Source organism: Micromonospora cathayae (genome assembly GCF_028993575.1).
Taxonomy (GTDB): domain Bacteria; phylum Actinomycetota; class Actinomycetes; order Mycobacteriales; family Micromonosporaceae; genus Micromonospora; species Micromonospora cathayae.
This window is the reverse complement of the sequence record NZ_CP118615.1, coordinates 7,115,242-7,130,326: the sequence shown is the minus strand read 5'-3', so window position 1 is coordinate 7,130,326 and position 15,085 is coordinate 7,115,242. Positions and strand designations below refer to the sequence as shown.

Annotated in this window: 11 protein-coding genes, 2 tRNA genes and 3 rRNA genes; 10 read left to right on the top strand and 6 right to left on the bottom strand. The window is 65.1% G+C overall.

What is annotated here, in order from left to right; genetic code table 11:
- Positions 1–2 precede the first annotated feature (2 nt).
- The gene (locus tag PVK37_RS31345) at positions 3–299 is read right to left on the bottom strand and encodes a CPCC family cysteine-rich protein (protein WP_275031492.1); all 297 of its coding nucleotides are present in this window, start codon (positions 297–299) and stop codon (positions 3–5) included.
- A gap of 119 nt (positions 300–418) precedes the next feature.
- Here PVK37_RS31345 and PVK37_RS31340 point away from each other — a divergent pair, with 119 nt between their 5' ends.
- The gene (locus tag PVK37_RS31340; protein WP_275031490.1) at positions 419–1,102 is read left to right on the top strand and encodes an alpha/beta hydrolase family protein; all 684 of its coding nucleotides are present in this window, start codon (positions 419–421) and stop codon (positions 1,100–1,102) included.
- A 423-nt stretch (positions 1,103–1,525) separates the two neighbouring features.
- Here PVK37_RS31340 and PVK37_RS31335 read toward each other — a convergent pair whose 3' ends face one another.
- Together PVK37_RS31335 and PVK37_RS31330 are read right to left on the bottom strand one after the other, a co-directional pair.
- Positions 1,526–2,023, bottom strand: a complete 498-nt coding sequence (locus PVK37_RS31335) for a YxiG-like protein (protein WP_275031489.1) — start codon at positions 2,021–2,023, stop codon at positions 1,526–1,528.
- 109 nt (positions 2,024–2,132) lie between these two features.
- A tRNA-Gly gene (locus PVK37_RS31330) sits at positions 2,133–2,206 on the bottom strand.
- Between the two features lie 341 nt (positions 2,207–2,547).
- Between PVK37_RS31330 and PVK37_RS31325 the strand changes: the two genes are divergently transcribed.
- The 6 genes from PVK37_RS31325 to PVK37_RS31300 all read left to right on the top strand — a co-directional run bounded on the left by PVK37_RS31325 (position 2,548) and on the right by PVK37_RS31300 (position 7,981).
- A tRNA-Pro gene (locus tag PVK37_RS31325) sits at positions 2,548–2,621 on the top strand.
- A 140-nt stretch (positions 2,622–2,761) separates the two neighbouring features.
- Complete coding sequence (gene tig / locus PVK37_RS31320) at positions 2,762–4,114, top strand: trigger factor (protein ID WP_275031487.1); 1,353 nt, start codon at positions 2,762–2,764, stop codon at positions 4,112–4,114.
- Positions 4,115–4,285: 171 nt separating this feature from the next.
- Positions 4,286–4,927, top strand: coding sequence for an ATP-dependent Clp protease proteolytic subunit (locus tag PVK37_RS31315; protein ID WP_275031485.1), 642 nt, complete (start codon positions 4,286–4,288; stop codon positions 4,925–4,927).
- Positions 4,928–4,941: 14 nt separating this feature from the next.
- Positions 4,942–5,604, top strand: coding sequence for an ATP-dependent Clp protease proteolytic subunit (locus PVK37_RS31310; RefSeq protein ID WP_275031483.1), 663 nt, complete (start codon positions 4,942–4,944; stop codon positions 5,602–5,604).
- Between the two features lie 205 nt (positions 5,605–5,809).
- Complete coding sequence (gene clpX, locus PVK37_RS31305; RefSeq protein WP_275031481.1) at positions 5,810–7,105, top strand: ATP-dependent Clp protease ATP-binding subunit ClpX; 1,296 nt, start codon at positions 5,810–5,812, stop codon at positions 7,103–7,105.
- Between the two features lie 78 nt (positions 7,106–7,183).
- Positions 7,184–7,981, top strand: a complete 798-nt coding sequence (locus PVK37_RS31300; protein WP_275031479.1) for a carbon-nitrogen hydrolase family protein — start codon at positions 7,184–7,186, stop codon at positions 7,979–7,981.
- 30 nt (positions 7,982–8,011) lie between these two features.
- Here the strand turns inward: PVK37_RS31300 and PVK37_RS31295 are convergent, their stop codons facing one another.
- Entirely contained in the window at positions 8,012–8,236 is a 225-nt protein-coding gene (locus PVK37_RS31295; protein WP_275031477.1) for a hypothetical protein, read from the bottom strand.
- A gap of 661 nt (positions 8,237–8,897) precedes the next feature.
- On the opposite strand from PVK37_RS31295, the gene PVK37_RS31290 reads away from it, so the two are divergent.
- The 3 genes from PVK37_RS31290 to rrf all read left to right on the top strand — a co-directional run bounded on the left by PVK37_RS31290 (position 8,898) and on the right by rrf (position 14,081).
- Positions 8,898–10,412, top strand: a 16S ribosomal RNA gene (locus PVK37_RS31290).
- A 357-nt stretch (positions 10,413–10,769) separates the two neighbouring features.
- Positions 10,770–13,876 (top strand): 23S ribosomal RNA (locus tag PVK37_RS31285).
- Positions 13,877–13,964: 88 nt separating this feature from the next.
- Positions 13,965–14,081, top strand: a 5S ribosomal RNA gene (rrf, locus tag PVK37_RS31280).
- Together the 16S, 23S and 5S rRNA genes form the textbook arrangement of a ribosomal RNA operon.
- Positions 14,082–14,098: 17 nt before the next feature.
- On the opposite strand, the gene PVK37_RS31275 is transcribed toward rrf, so the two are convergent.
- Complete coding sequence (locus tag PVK37_RS31275) at positions 14,099–14,248, bottom strand: hypothetical protein (protein ID WP_275031476.1); 150 nt, start codon at positions 14,246–14,248, stop codon at positions 14,099–14,101.
- 68 nt (positions 14,249–14,316) lie between these two features.
- Positions 14,317–15,015, bottom strand: coding sequence for a hypothetical protein (locus PVK37_RS31270; protein ID WP_275031474.1), 699 nt, complete (start codon positions 15,013–15,015; stop codon positions 14,317–14,319).
- Positions 15,016–15,085: the final 70 nt, after the last annotated feature.

Genomic DNA, 15,085 nt, shown 5'->3' with positions numbered 1-15,085 from the left:
CGTCAGGGGTGTTCGTCAGGTCGGGGTGGTCGGACGTGCCTGAGGTCCTTCGGGTCGCTCGCCCCGCACCGGGCGAAGTTGCGGCGGGCGTCGAGCAGGCTCAGGTTCCGGTTCGGTCCACCCCGTACGCGTGCGGCATCGTGGTCGTCCTGCCCGTCGTCCTCCCAGAAGCAGACGTCACAGATCTCGTAGCCGCCGCGTTCGCCCAACGTCAGGTAACCGCAGCACGGACACGCGTACGGGCCTTCTTCCGGCCCTCGGCTGACGTTGACGAACGCTCCTTCGTCGGGTGACGTCACGCCGGGCAGCCTGCCACATGACCCGCCGGAACGGAGGGGCGGCTGGTGGGGCGACGGGAGACCGGCGGTACGCCGATGCGGTGAGCAACGGGTGTCGCGTCGTGTGGTAGAGGTGGGCGATGGAGCGAACCTTCGTACTGCTGTCGAGCCCGTTTCTCGGTCCTGCGGCGTGGGACCCGGTCGCCTCCGTACTCACGGCGCGCGGGTACGACGTCGTCGTTCCTTCGCTCCCGCAGGACCCGCTGTTCTCCCCTGAAGAGGTGCTACGCGCGCTGGAGAACTCCGTACCCGGGCTCGGCGAGCTGATCCTGGTGCCGCACAGCAACGCTGGCCTGTACGTACCGGCGCTCGTCGCGTCGCGCCCGGTGCGGGCGACCGTGTTCCTTGATGCCGTGCTGCCGCCGGAGAACGGACGCAGACCGGTCGCACCAGCGGGGTTGATCGCGAAGCTCCGGGATCGGGTCGGTGCCGATGGCCTGCTGCCGCTGTGGTGCGAGTGGTGGCCGGAAGAGGATCTCGCCGCCCTGTTCCCCGACCCGCAGACCCGGCGGCGAGTCGAGGCTGATCAGCGCCGGGTGCCCTGGGACTACCTCACCGCGGAGGTGGAGGTCCCTGCCGGTTGGGCAACGAACCCGGCCGGCTACGTAGCCTTCGGGGGAACGTATGCCGATGAGCTTCGGGAGGCGACGGCCCGGGGATGGCCGGTTCGGATCCTGGACGGTCGTCATCTGCACATGCTGTGGGACCCTGCGGCCGTCGCTTCGACGTTGGTCGAGATCACTGACGAGCTGACACAGCGGTGAGTTGGAACGGACCACCACCCCTGAGGAAGCTGTGCCGCTGCGTCGTACCCGGGCGTACTGGTTGCTCGCGTGGGCCTTTCGCTGCCAGCCGGTCGCCTTGGTGTTCGGCGGGCTGACGCCCCGTGACACGGCTCGTCGGCAGGCGATGACGGACATGCTGTGGCGAGACGTGGTGCGACCTCGCAAGCGCCCCTGATCGCTGCGAGCGGGCAAGCGCGCGAGCACGACTCAAGGGCGCACCGACTCCGCTCAGCCCGGCGACAGCAATCCCGATGATCCACAAGCCGGCGGTGTGGTCGCGCGGGGCTGGGCGGCCCGGGGCAACGTCGTCGCGTCCGGCAGCACGAGAACGGCCCAGGCGCGGCGATCGTGCCGATGACCTGGGCCGGAAGGTGTGGAGCGGGCGACGGGAATCGATGTCGGCTAGACGTCCTCTCCGGCCACGAACGGGCTGTATCCGGGCGGCAGTTCGCTGACCTGCAGATCGGAGAAGATCAGGGTGAGGGCGTGCGCGTTGGTCTCGATCCGCACCTCGTGGAACTCGATCCCGACCGCTTCGGCCCAACTGCGCGCCGAAGGCGATTCGTCCACCACCTGCGCGCCCGGATAGAGGCAGTGCCACTTCACGCCCCATACGTAGCCGTCCAGGTCGACGCCGGTCTCATAGTCGATGAGGCGGTCGTCCAGGGACTCGCGCCAGGTGGGCGGCGCTACCGTCGTTCGGCAGCTTGCCTCTACGCAGTACCGGAACAGGTACCGAAGGTAGGCAGGCCGGATTCCGGTGGAAGGATCCGCTGTGGCGTGCACGACGACCTCGTAGTCACGCATGCAGTCGGTGAACCCGTGGTACACCAACGCCTGGTCGAAAACGTCGTCCAGCGCCTGCCTGAGCACCGCAACGTCCACGGTGTAGTCGTACACCCACGATGCCTACCCGCCGCGTCGGCCGATGCCGGCCGGAGACCCAGCAGGCCGAACGCGAGAGGCGGGCGGCGCTCATACACCAGCCGCTGACCTGGGCCGGAAGGTGTGGAGCGGGCGACGGGAATCGAACCCGCACCGTCAGTTTGGAAGACTGAAGCTCTGCCATTGAGCTACGCCCGCGTGCGCCCCGGCTTCCCGGGATGCGCGGACAGCCTACCGCGTGCCGTCACCCGCCGCGCAGCCACATACCGCTGCGCGGCGGGTGGCGGGTCGGCGAGGTCCGCCGGGTCGGACGGGCGGGGCCGCGTCCGGCGGACCGGGACGGCAGGATGCCGTCGATCCGGAACTCGTCCGCTGGGCGGGGCGGCGTCGGGGCGTACGCGGGTGATGACGGCCCGGCGGGGGCGCGGGCCGGAAGGGGCCGGCGGAGTCCGGTCGAACCTGCTTTGTCGGAATCTGTCGTCCGGTGACCCCGCCCGGACGCCCCCGCCGCGCGCCGACGGCATACACTTCTTCCGCCACGGGGTGTGGCGCAGCTTGGTAGCGCACTCGCTTTGGGAGCGAGGGGCCGTGGGTTCAAATCCCGCCACCCCGACTGTCGTCCGCGGCCGGGCCGCCGGGGTGCCGTCGGTGCGGTGCCCAGGCGGCTTCCGGAGTTCCCGGCCGGCTCGCCTACACTCGATGGGCTGAAGCACGCCCAGACTCAAAACCGAGATCCGTTCAAGGAGTACGCCTGTGAAGAGCACCGTCGAGACTCTGAGCCCGACGCGCGTGCGGCTCGCCATCGAGGTGCCGTTCGTCGAGCTCGAGCCGAGCCTCAAGAAGGCGTACCGGGAGATCGGCCAGCAGGTCCAGGTTCCCGGCTTCCGTCGGGGCAAGGTTCCGGCCGCCGTGATCGACCAGCGGGTCGGTCGGGGCGCCGTCCTCAACGAGGCGGTGCAGGAGGCCATCCCGCAGAACATCCTGGCCGCGGTCCGGGAGCACGACCTGAAGACCCTCGGTCGGCCCGAGGTGGAGATCACCGAGTTCAACGACGGTGACAGCCTCAACTTCACCGCCGAGGTCGACGTCCGGCCGGAGATCACCCTGCCGGACCCGGCCAGCATCGAGGTGACCGTCGACGAGCTCCAGATCGACGACACGGAGATCGACGAGCAGGTCAAGAGCCTCCGCGAGCGGTTCGCCACCCTCAAGACCGTCGAGCGGGCCGCCCAGGACGGCGACTTCGTGCAGATCGACCTGAACGCCACCGTCGACGGCGAGGACGTGCCCGGCGGCTCGGCCACCAACCTCTCCCACGAGGTCGGCAGCCAGCAGCTCCTGCCCGGTCTGGACGAGGCCGTCGTCGGCCTCGCCGCCGGCGAGAGCGCGACGTTCACCACCCAGCTCGTCGGCGGCGACTTCGCCGGCAAGGACGCCGAGGTGACGGTGACCGTCCGCACGGTCAAGGAGAAGGAGCTGCCCGAGCTGGACGACGAGTTCGCCCAGCTGGCGAGCGAGTTCGACACGCTCGAGGAGCTGCGCGCCGACGTCCGGGAGCGGATCACCAAGGGCAAGCGGGTCGAGCAGATCTACGCGGCCCGGGACAAGGCTCTCGAGCAGCTCGTCGCCGCGGCCGAGGTGCCCGCGCCGGAGGGGGTCGTCCGCGAGGAGGTCGAGAGCCGCAAGCAGGCCATGATCGACCAGCTCGAGCGGATCGGCGCCTCGCTGGAGGAGTACCTCGCGGCCGAGGAGAAGACCGAGGAGCAGATCGACGAGGAGCTGACCACGGCGGCCACCGACGGCGTCAAGATCCAGCTCCTGCTGGACACCCTCGCCGACGCCGAGGACGTCCAGGTCTCCGACGACGAGTTCGGCCACGAGATCGTGCACCGGGCGCAGCGGGCCGGCATGCCGCCGCAGCAGTACTACGACCAGCTCGTCCGCTCCGGCGCGGCGGGTGCCGTCTTCGGTGACGTCCGGCGCGGCAAGGCGCTGGCCTCGGTGATGGAGCGCATCACGATCAAGGACGCGGCCGGCAACCCGGTCACCCTGGACGCCCTCAAGGCCGAGGCCGACGAGACGCACGACCACGACCACGAGCACTGATCGCGGGGTCGGCCGCCGGCCGCCGCTCGTGCGGCGCTCGGCGGCCGAAACCCTTTTTCGGGTACGGATCCGGGTGGCTGCGCTGAGAGCGAAAAGCACCCCGACCGGGACTCTGTCACTCGGCGCAGCGGTTAGTGTCGGGTGAGACGGTACGGAGAGCGAAGGGCTGCCATGACCGACATGCACATCCCAGCGAAGCCGCTCCGGGCGATCGAAGCCCGCGGTGGCGACTCAATTGGCAACCTCGACGACTCGGTCTACAACCGGTTGCTCAAGGAGCGCATCATCTTCCTGGGCAGCGAGGTGAACGACCAGGTGGCCAACCGCATCTGCGCGCAGCTCCTGCTGCTCGCGGCGGAGGACCCGGACCGCGACATCTTCCTCTGGATCAACTCGCCGGGTGGCTCGGTCTACGCCGGTATGGCGATCTACGACACGATGCAGTACATCGACAACGACGTGTCGACCGTGGCGATGGGCATGGCCGCCTCGATGGGCCAGCTCCTGCTCTGCGCCGGCACCAAGGGCAAGCGGTACGCCCTCCCGCACGCGCGGATCATGATGCACCAGCCGTCCGGTGGCATGGGCGGCACGGCGTCCGACATCGCCATCCAGGCCGAGCAGATGCTCTACACCAAGCGGATGTTCCAGGAGCGGGTCGCGTTCCACACCGGCCAGCCCCAGGACCAGATCGAGGCGGACTCGGACCGCGACCGCTGGTTCACCGCCAAGGAGGCGATGGACTACGGCTTCATCGACAAGGTGATCACCGGAGCCACCCAGGTTCCGGAAGGCGCCGGGACCCTGAGCTGAGCGAGGAGCTGACGATGACCGATCTGAGCCTGCCGCCGCGGTTCGCGCCGGTGCACAACCGCTACGTCCTTCCGTCGTTCGTGGAGCGCACCTCGTACGGGGTGAAGGAGTCCAACCCGTACAACAAGCTCTTCGAGGACCGGATCATCTTCCTCGGCGTCCAGGTGGACGACGCGTCGGCCAACGACGTGATGGCGCAGCTGCTGACGCTCGAGGGCACCGACCCGGACCGCGACATCATCATGTACATCAACTCGCCCGGTGGTTCGTTCACCGCCATGACGGCGATCTACGACACCATGCAGTACGTCCGGCCGGACATCCAGACGGTCTGCCTGGGGCAGGCGGCCAGCGCCGCGTCGGTGCTGCTCGCGGCCGGTACGCCGGGCAAGCGGATGGCGCTGCCGAACTCGCGGATCATCATGCACCAGCCGGCCACCGAGGGCGGCTACGGGCAGGGCTCGGACATCGAGATCCAGGCCCGGGAGATCCTGCGGATGCGGACGCAGCTGGAGGAGATGTACTCCAAGCACTGCAACCAGCCGGTCGAGAAGGTCCGCAAGGACATCGACCGTGACAAGATTCTGACGGCGGAGGAGGCCCGCGAGTACGGCGTGGTCGACACCATCCTGACCAGCCGCAAGAAGGGCCTGCTGGCCGCCAACGCCGCCAGCTGACACGTTCGGGTCGGAGGCCGGCCCGGGTCCGTACCCGGCCGGCCTCTGACACACCCGTTTTGGGGGTCGGAGAAACCCCCTTCACCGGGTAACGTCGATCCGTACCGTTCGCTGGTCGGATCGGCGGGGTACAGAGCAGGACACGGGGATCAACGTCCTCAACCCAGGGCCGGCGTACCGGCCGACGAGTGCAGGGAGAACGTAGGTGGCACGGATCGGTGACGGCGGCGACCTACTGAAGTGCTCCTTCTGTGGCAAGTCGCAGAAACAGGTCAAGAAGCTCATCGCGGGCCCCGGGGTCTACATCTGCGACGAGTGCATCGATCTCTGTAACGAGATCATCGAGGAGGAGCTGGCCGAGTCCGGCGAGGTGAAGTGGGAAGAGCTTCCCAAGCCGATGGAGATCTGCCAGTTCCTCGACAACTACGTCGTCGGGCAGGACCAGGCCAAGAAGGCCCTCGCGGTCGCGGTCTACAACCACTACAAGCGGATCCAGGCCGAGGCGGCCGGCGCGCCGGGCTCCGGCAGTGACGCCGTCGAGCTGGCCAAGTCCAACATCCTGCTGATCGGGCCGACCGGCTGCGGCAAGACCCACCTCGCCCAGACCCTCGCCCGGATGCTCAACGTCCCGTTCGCGATCGCCGACGCCACCGCGCTGACCGAGGCCGGCTACGTCGGTGAGGACGTCGAGAACATCCTGCTCAAGCTGATCCAGGCCGCGGACTACGACATCAAGCGGGCCGAGACGGGCATCATCTACATCGACGAGGTCGACAAGATCGCCCGCAAGTCCGAGAACCCGTCGATCACCCGGGACGTCTCCGGCGAGGGCGTCCAGCAGGCCCTGCTCAAGATCCTCGAGGGCACGGTCGCCAACGTCCCGCCGCAGGGCGGCCGGAAGCACCCGCACCAGGAGTTCATCCAGATCGACACCACCAACGTGCTGTTCATCTGCGGTGGTGCCTTCGCCGGCCTCGACCAGATCATCGAGTCCCGTACGGGTCAGGGCGGCACCGGCTTCGGCGCCCGCCTCCGCGCGGTCTCCGAACGGTCGACCGACGACATCTTCGGCCAGGTCATGCCGGAGGACATGTTGAAGTTCGGGCTGATCCCCGAGTTCATCGGCCGGCTACCCGTGATCACGAACGTGCGCAGCCTGGACCGGCACGCCCTGGTCCAGATCCTCACCGAGCCGCGCAACGCCCTGGTCCGGCAGTACCAACGCCTCTTCGAGCTCGACGGCGTCGAGCTGGAGTTCGAGCAGCCCGCCCTGGAGGCCATCGCCGACCAGGCCATGCTGCGCGGCACCGGGGCCCGTGGCCTGCGCGCCATCATGGAGGAGGTCCTCCTCTCCGTGATGTACGAGGTGCCCAGCAACCCGGACGCCGCCCGGGTGCTGATCACCCGTGAGGTCGTCCTGGAGAACGTCAACCCGACCATCGTGCCCCGGGAGTTCACCGGGCGGCGGGCCCGCCGGGACCGCGAGGAGAAGTCGGCCTGAGCGCGTCGGTGCCGCCGTCCGTCGCCCCGTCCACACCGGGGCAGCACGTACCCGGTCTCCGGCCGTAGGGTGGTGCCCATGCGCGTCGCCGTGTGCCAGCTGAACGCCCGCGAGGACCGAACCGCGAACCTCGCGGGCGCGGAGCGGCTCCTCGTCCGGGCCGCCGAGGCCGGCGCCGACCTCGCGCTGCTGCCCGAGTACGTCGACTACCTCGGCCCCGCCGCCGGGCTGCCCGCGGCGGAGCCGGTCGACGGGGAGTTCGGCAGCTTCTTCGCCGAGATCGCCGGCCGGCTGGGCATGTGGGTGATCGCCGGGTCGTTCCACGAGCGCGGGCCCGACCCGGAACACACCTACAACACCACGCTGGTGTTCGACCGTTCCGGCTCGCTCGCCGCCAGCTACCGCAAGATCCACCTGTACGACGTGGAGATCCCCGGCCGAGTCTCGTACCTGGAGTCGGCCACGGTGGCCCCCGGCGACGAGCCGGTGGTGGTGTCCGTCGAGGGGCTCCGGGTCGGTCTGTCCATCTGCTACGACCTGCGTTTCCCCGAGCTGTACCGGCAACTCGCCACCGACGGGGGAGCCGAGCTGCTGGTGGTGCCGGCCGCCTTCATGATGCACACCGGCCGGGACCACTGGGAGGTCCTGCTGCGGGCCAGGGCCATCGAGAACCAGTGCTTCGTGGCGGCCGCCGGTCAGACCGGTGACCACGAGCCGGGGCGTACCTGCTTCGGCCGCAGCATGGTGGTCGACCCGTGGGGGACGGTCCTCACCCAGGTGCCGGACGGCACCGGCCTCACCGTCGCCGATCTGGACCTGGACCGGCTCCGGACGATCCGGGCCGAGCTGCCGAGCCTGGCGAACCGTCGCCTCTGACGATCCGCGCCCGGTCCGGGCGTCGGTGGCTCACTGGAGCAGCACGCCGATCACGGTGAGGCCGGCGATCGCCGCGGCGGTCACCAGCAACGCGGTGGTCATCCGGGATGGACCCCGGCGGGCCAGCCGCCGTACCGAGGCCACCAGCGCGAAGAGCACGAAGACCGCGATGACCAGCTGCCAGAACGGCAGCAGCAGGCCGGTGAGCGCGTCTTCGGCGAGCACTGTCGCCGGGGACCGTGGTAGGTCAGCCATGTCAGACACTGTGGCACGCGCGACCGCCTTCTGTCGGTACGCAGGAAGGTCTGTGCCCTGATCGTCGGGTCTGTCCCGACGACAGAGCACGTAGCGATGAACGTTGATTTGCGTCTCCGCGGCCAGACGCGTAACTTTCTCTCTGCACGCGGAACACCGGGGCAAACCGGTCGAAGCGGGCACCAGGACCGGGAGGCCGCGACGCTGACCGGAGCTGGATCGGGCGGTGCGAAGTTCCCCGAAAGTTGGGGTTGCGATCGCGAAGCCGACCGGGTAGAGTACCGAAGCCGGCAGGAGCCGGGCGGAGAGCCGCGAAGCGGCGATCGGCCGGTCTGCTGGAACCCCACGGAAGAAACGACCACCGCTCAGCGGTGTGCGTGAGCGTGGGTCTGACCGAACAAGCGGAAATGATCTCGAAAGAGAGACTTGCCGCCGAGGGTCGAGTCAGGTAGGTTAGAGCGGTTGCCCCGGATGGGGTCCTCCTGGTGGGGGGTCTCGGATGGTGTGTGGTTGTTCTTTGAGAACTCAACAGGGTGCTTGATAAGCCAGTGCCAAGTAGTTTGATACCCCGCGCCGGCTGCCATGACTGTGGTTGTGGTTGTTGGTGGGGAGATTCCTTTGGCAACATTATGTTGCCGGGACGATTGTTCAACAAAAGTTTTTGTTGGAGAGTTTGATCCTGGCTCAGGACGAACGCTGGCGGCGTGCTTAACACATGCAAGTCGAGCGGAAAGGCCCTTCGGGGTACTCGAGCGGCGAACGGGTGAGTAACACGTGAGCAACCTGCCCCAGGCTTTGGGATAACCCCGGGAAACCGGGGCTAATACCGAATATGACCTTCGGTCGCATGACTGTTGGTGGAAAGTTCTTCGGCTTGGGATGGGCTCGCGGCCTATCAGCTTGTTGGTGGGGTGATGGCCTACCAAGGCGACGACGGGTAGCCGGCCTGAGAGGGCGACCGGCCACACTGGGACTGAGACACGGCCCAGACTCCTACGGGAGGCAGCAGTGGGGAATATTGCACAATGGGCGGAAGCCTGATGCAGCGACGCCGCGTGAGGGATGACGGCCTTCGGGTTGTAAACCTCTTTCAGCAGGGACGAAGCGTAAGTGACGGTACCTGCAGAAGAAGCACCGGCCAACTACGTGCCAGCAGCCGCGGTAAGACGTAGGGTGCGAGCGTTGTCCGGATTTATTGGGCGTAAAGAGCTCGTAGGCGGCTTGTCGCGTCGACTGTGAAAACCCGCAGCTCAACTGCGGGCCTGCAGTCGATACGGGCAGGCTAGAGTTCGGTAGGGGAGACTGGAATTCCTGGTGTAGCGGTGAAATGCGCAGATATCAGGAGGAACACCGGTGGCGAAGGCGGGTCTCTGGGCCGATACTGACGCTGAGGAGCGAAAGCGTGGGGAGCGAACAGGATTAGATACCCTGGTAGTCCACGCTGTAAACGTTGGGCGCTAGGTGTGGGGGGCCTCTCCGGTTCCCTGTGCCGCAGCTAACGCATTAAGCGCCCCGCCTGGGGAGTACGGCCGCAAGGCTAAAACTCAAAGGAATTGACGGGGGCCCGCACAAGCGGCGGAGCATGCGGATTAATTCGATGCAACGCGAAGAACCTTACCTGGGTTTGACATGGCCGCAAAACTGTCAGAGATGGCAGGTCCTTCGGGGGCGGTCACAGGTGGTGCATGGCTGTCGTCAGCTCGTGTCGTGAGATGTTGGGTTAAGTCCCGCAACGAGCGCAACCCTCGTTCGATGTTGCCAGCGCGTTATGGCGGGGACTCATCGAAGACTGCCGGGGTCAACTCGGAGGAAGGTGGGGATGACGTCAAGTCATCATGCCCCTTATGTCCAGGGCTTCACGCATGCTACAATGGCCGGTACAATGGGCTGCGATACCGTGAGGTGGAGCGAATCCCAAAAAGCCGGTCTCAGTTCGGATCGGGGTCTGCAACTCGACCCCGTGAAGTCGGAGTCGCTAGTAATCGCAGATCAGCAACGCTGCGGTGAATACGTTCCCGGGCCTTGTACACACCGCCCGTCACGTCACGAAAGTCGGCAACACCCGAAGCCGGTGGCCCAACCCTTGTGGAGGGAGCCGTCGAAGGTGGGGCTGGCGATTGGGACGAAGTCGTAACAAGGTAGCCGTACCGGAAGGTGCGGCTGGATCACCTCCTTTCTAAGGAGCACCATCCAGCGAAAGCTGGTATGGAGCCCGCGATCTGCGAATGTCAGGTCGGGGTGCTCATATGGCGGAGACACTGGTGAGTTTCTGTTGGGCAACGGCCTGAGATTCTAGTACGACCAGCTTCGGTTGGTAGGGAACGGGTTGATGGTGCGGCTTGGTGGGAATGATAAGCACCCTGTTGGGTCCTGAAGGAACAACCTGTGATGGGTTGGTTCTTCATGGCTGAGAAGCTGCCAGGCACGGCCTGGTGTGGCATACCGCTGAACGGTGTTCGGGCTGGTGTCGCACGGTGTGGGTTGTGGGTTGGTCGTTTGTTGAGAATTGCACAGTGGACGCGAGCATCTTTGTGGTCAAGTTGTCAAGGGCGAACGGTGGATGCCTTGGCACCAGGAGCCGATGAAGGACGTGGGAGGCCGCGATAGGCCTGGGGGAGCTGTCAACCAAGCTGTGATCCCAGGGTGTCCGAATGGGGAAACCTGGCATCAGTCATGTGATGTCACCTGCACCTGAACACATAGGGTGTATGGGGGGAACGCGGGGAAGTGAAACATCTCAGTACCCGTAGGAAGAGAAAACAAATAGTGATTCCGTGAGTAGTGGCGAGCGAAAGCGGATTGAGGCTAAACCGGTTGCGTGTGATACCTGTCAGGGGTTGCGTGGTCGGGGTTGTGGGACCCTGCGAAACGAGCTGACACTCGTTTGAGGAGTTACAAAGTTAGTGGCTAGTCGAACAGTCTGGAATGGCTGACCGTAGACGGTGATAGTCCGGTAGGTGAAAGTTGCTGACCTTCTGTGGGTGTTCCCGAGTAGCGGCGGACTCCTGAAATCTGCCGTGAATCTGCCAGGACCACCTGGTAAGCCTAAATACTTCCTGGTGACCGATAGCGGACGAGTACCGTGAGGGAATGGTGAAAAGTACCCCGGGAGGGGAGTGAAATAGTACCTGAAACCGTTCGCCTACAATCCGTCGGAGCCTTGCGGGGTGACGGCGTGCCTTTTGAAGAATGAGCCTGCGAGTTAGTGGCATGTGGCGAGGTTAACCCGTGTGGGGGAGCCGTAGCGAAAGCGAGTCTGAATAGGGCGCTGTAGTCGCATGCTCTAGACCCGAAGCGGAGTGATCTAGCCATGGGCAGGCTGAAGCGCGGGTAAGACCGCGTGGAGGGCCGAACCCACCAACGTTGAAAAGTTGGGGGATGACCTGTGGTTAGGGGTGAAAGGCCAATCAAACTCCGTGATAGCTGGTTCTCCCCGAAATGCATTTAGGTGCAGCGTCGCGTGTTTCTTGCCGGAGGTAGAGCACTGGATGGTCTAGGGGGCCCACAAGCTTACCGAAATCAGCCAAACTCCGAATGCCGGTAAGTGAGAGCGCGGCAGTGAGACTGCGGGGGATAAGCTTCGTAGTCGAGAGGGAAACAGCCCAGATCACCAGCTAAGGCCCCTAAGCGTGTGCTAAGTGGAAAAGGATGTGGGGTCGCATAGACAACCAGGAGGTTGGCTTAGAAGCAGCCACCCTTTAAAGAGTGCGTAATAGCTCACTGGTCAAGTGGTTCCGCGCCGACAATGTAGCGGGGCTCAAGCACACCGCCGAAGCTGTGGCATTCATACTTTACTTCGCGTGCCCTTGATGGTGCGTGCAGGTGTGTGGATGGGTAGGGGAGCGTCGTGCCGGGGGTGAAGCAGCGGGGTGACCCAGTTGTGGACGCGGCACGAGTGAGAATGCAGGCATGAGTAGCGAAAGAAGGGTGAGAAACCCTTCCGCCGGATGACCAAGGGTTCCAGGGCCAGGCTAATCCGCCCTGGGTGAGTCGGGACCTAAGGCGAGGCCGAGAGGCGTAGTCGATGGACAACGGGTTGATATTCCCGTACCCGCGAAAGAGCGTCCCTGATGAACCTCGTTGTGCTAACCACCCGAGCCTGGGGAGGTCTTCGGACCGAGCTGGGGGAGCGTGGGAACCTGGCGGGTAGTAGTCAAGCGATGGGGTGACGCAGGAAGGTAGCTGAGCCCGGCCGGTGGTTGTGCCGGGGTAAGCGTGTAGGCCGTGTTGTAGGCAAATCCGCAACACATGGGGCTGAGACGTGATGCCGAGCCGATTCAGGTGAAGTCAGTGATCCTATGCTGCCGAGAAAAGCCTCTAGCGAGTTCTTAGCGGCCCGTACCCCAAACCGACACAGGTGGTCAGGTAGAGAATACCGAGGCGATCGGGCGAACTGTGGTTAAGGAACTCGGCAAATTGCCCCCGTAACTTAGGGAGAAGGGGGGCCGGAGACGTGAAGCCCCGCGCGGGTGGAGCGTTGTATGGCCGCAGAGAGCAGGGGGAAGCGACTGTTTACTAAAAACACAGGTCCATGCGAAGAAGTAATTCGATGTATATGGACTGACGCCTGCCCGGTGCTGGAACGTTAAGGGGACCTGTTAGCTCTTCGGGGCGAAGCGGAGAACTTAAGCGCCAGTAAACGGCGGTGGTAACTATAACCATCCTAAGGTAGCGAAATTCCTTGTCGGGTAAGTTCCGACCTGCACGAATGGCGTAACGACTTCCCCACTGTCTCAACCACAGGCCCGGCGAAATTGCAGTACGAGTAAAGATGCTCGTTACGCGCGGCAGGACGGAAAGACCCCGGGACCTTTACTATAGCTTGACATTGGTATCCGAATTAGCTTGTGTAGGATAGGTGGGAGCCGGTGAAGCTCATACGCCAGTATGGGTGGAGGCAATCTTGAAATACCACTCTGGTTGATTTGGGTATCTAACTTCGGACCGTTATCCGGTTCAGGGACAGTGTCTGGTGGGTAGTTTAACTGGGGCGGTTGCCTCCTAAAAGGTAACGGAGGCGCCCAAAGGTTCCCTCAGCCTGGTTGGCAATCAGGTGTTGAGTGCAAGTACACAAGGGAGCTTGACTGTGAGACTGACAGGTCGAGCAGGGACGAAAGTCGGGACTAGTGATCCGGCACTTGCGTGTGGAAGCGGTGTCGCTCAACGGATAAAAGGTACCCCGGGGATAACAGGCTGATCTTCCCCAAGAGTCCATATCGACGGGATGGTTTGGCACCTCGATGTCGGCTCGTCGCATCCTGGGGCTGTAGCAGGTCCCAAGGGTTGGGCTGTTCGCCCATTAAAGCGGTACGCGAGCTGGGTTTAGAACGTCGTGAGACAGTTCGGTCCCTATCCGCCGTGCGCGTAGGATACTTGAGAAGGGCTGTCCCTAGTACGAGAGGACCGGGACGGACGAACCTCTGGTGTGCCAGTTGTCCCGCCAGGGGCACGGCTGGTTAGCTACGTTCGGAAGGGATAACCGCTGAAAGCATCTAAGCGGGAAGCTCGCTTCAAGATGAGGTATCCCACCCTCTTTGGAGGGGTAAGGCCCCCAGCTAGACGACTGGGTTGATAGGCCGGAAATGTAAGCCCGGTAACGGGTTCAGTTGACCGGTACTAATAGGCCGAGGACTTGACTACAAAGATTCTGCTCGCGTCCACTGTGCGATTCACGACAAACGAACATCCCGACCTCGAGTTGTGTGGGTGTTTGATAAGTCGATAGAGTTACGGCGGTCATGGCGGAGGGGAAACGCCCGGTCACATTCCGAACCCGGAAGCTAAGCCCTCCAGCGCCGATGGTACTGCACCCGGGAGGGTGTGGGAGAGTAGGACACCGCCGGACAATCGTTCCAACGAGGGTCACCCTGTCACGGGGTGACCCTCGTTGCGTTTCTGGGACAGCCCGCTGACCCCGCCGGTGCTGCGGTCGACGTGATCGACGACGAGGTCGTCCACCACCAGCACCGGGCGGTCCGTCACAGGTTGTGTGGGGTGGACTTCGCCGAACATCGGCGTGCACCACCCCGCTGGCCGAACCCGGTTCGGCCAGCAGTGACGTCCGTCAGGAACGGGTCCGGTCAGGAACGGGTCTGGATTCCCTCGCGGATGTCCCGGAAGAGACCGGCGGCGGTGTCCACCGGGCGGCCGGGGAACATGCCCATCACCACGCTGCCGTGGTCCGCCCAACCGCAGACCGCGAAGTCGCCGCCCTCACCGCTGGTGGTACCGCACTTCATCACCCCACCGAGCGGACCTGCCGGTACGTCGCGCAGCCCCTCCACCGCACCGGTCTCGTCGGTCATCGTCCCGAAGAGGGTGTCCAACTCCCGTTCGGGCTGCCAGAGCAGGGTCGTACCGCCGAAGACCAGGACGGACTTCTTGTCGTCCGCGGGGTCCTGGTAGACCGCACCGAAGCTGCGGTCCAGCTCGATGCTGGCGGCGAAGCCGCTGCGCAGGTAGTCGGCGGTGCTGCGGGCCCGTTCGCTGTCGTCCTCGCGCAGACCGGCCACCTCGGGGCGTACGGTCAGGGTGGTGTCCTTCTGCTCGGCCACCCGCCAGCCGAACGTCCCGAAGACGGCGGCACCGGCCAGGCCGACGGCGAGCCCGGCACCCATGGCGATCTTCCAGCGACGGGAGCGGGGCGGACGAGCCTCGTCGTCGTCCACGCCGGGGTGGGTCAGCCGGATCGGTTCCGTGGTCAGGTCGATCGGCGTCGAGCCGTCGGACGGTGGCTGGTCGTCGGCGATCGAGCGTGCGGACAGGTGTGCGTCGGACATGACCGCCACCGTACGCGAACACCAGGTGGCGCACGTCGGGTCCGCGGAAGCGCTCCGTAGACTTTCACGG

Coding starts and splice junctions, on each gene's coding strand:
- PVK37_RS31300 (WP_275031479.1), top strand. CDS start 7,184: ATGCGCGTCGCCGTGTGCCAGCTGAACGCCCGCGAGGACCGAACCGCG.
- PVK37_RS31275 (WP_275031476.1), bottom strand. CDS start 14,248: ATGTTCGGCGAAGTCCACCCCACACAACCTGTGACGGACCGCCCGGTG.
- PVK37_RS31310 (WP_275031483.1), top strand. CDS start 4,942: ATGACCGATCTGAGCCTGCCGCCGCGGTTCGCGCCGGTGCACAACCGC.
- PVK37_RS31315 (WP_275031485.1), top strand. CDS start 4,286: ATGACCGACATGCACATCCCAGCGAAGCCGCTCCGGGCGATCGAAGCC.
- PVK37_RS31270 (WP_275031474.1), bottom strand. CDS start 15,015: ATGTCCGACGCACACCTGTCCGCACGCTCGATCGCCGACGACCAGCCA.
- PVK37_RS31295 (WP_275031477.1), bottom strand. CDS start 8,236: ATGGCTGACCTACCACGGTCCCCGGCGACAGTGCTCGCCGAAGACGCG.
- PVK37_RS31340 (WP_275031490.1), top strand. CDS start 419: ATGGAGCGAACCTTCGTACTGCTGTCGAGCCCGTTTCTCGGTCCTGCG.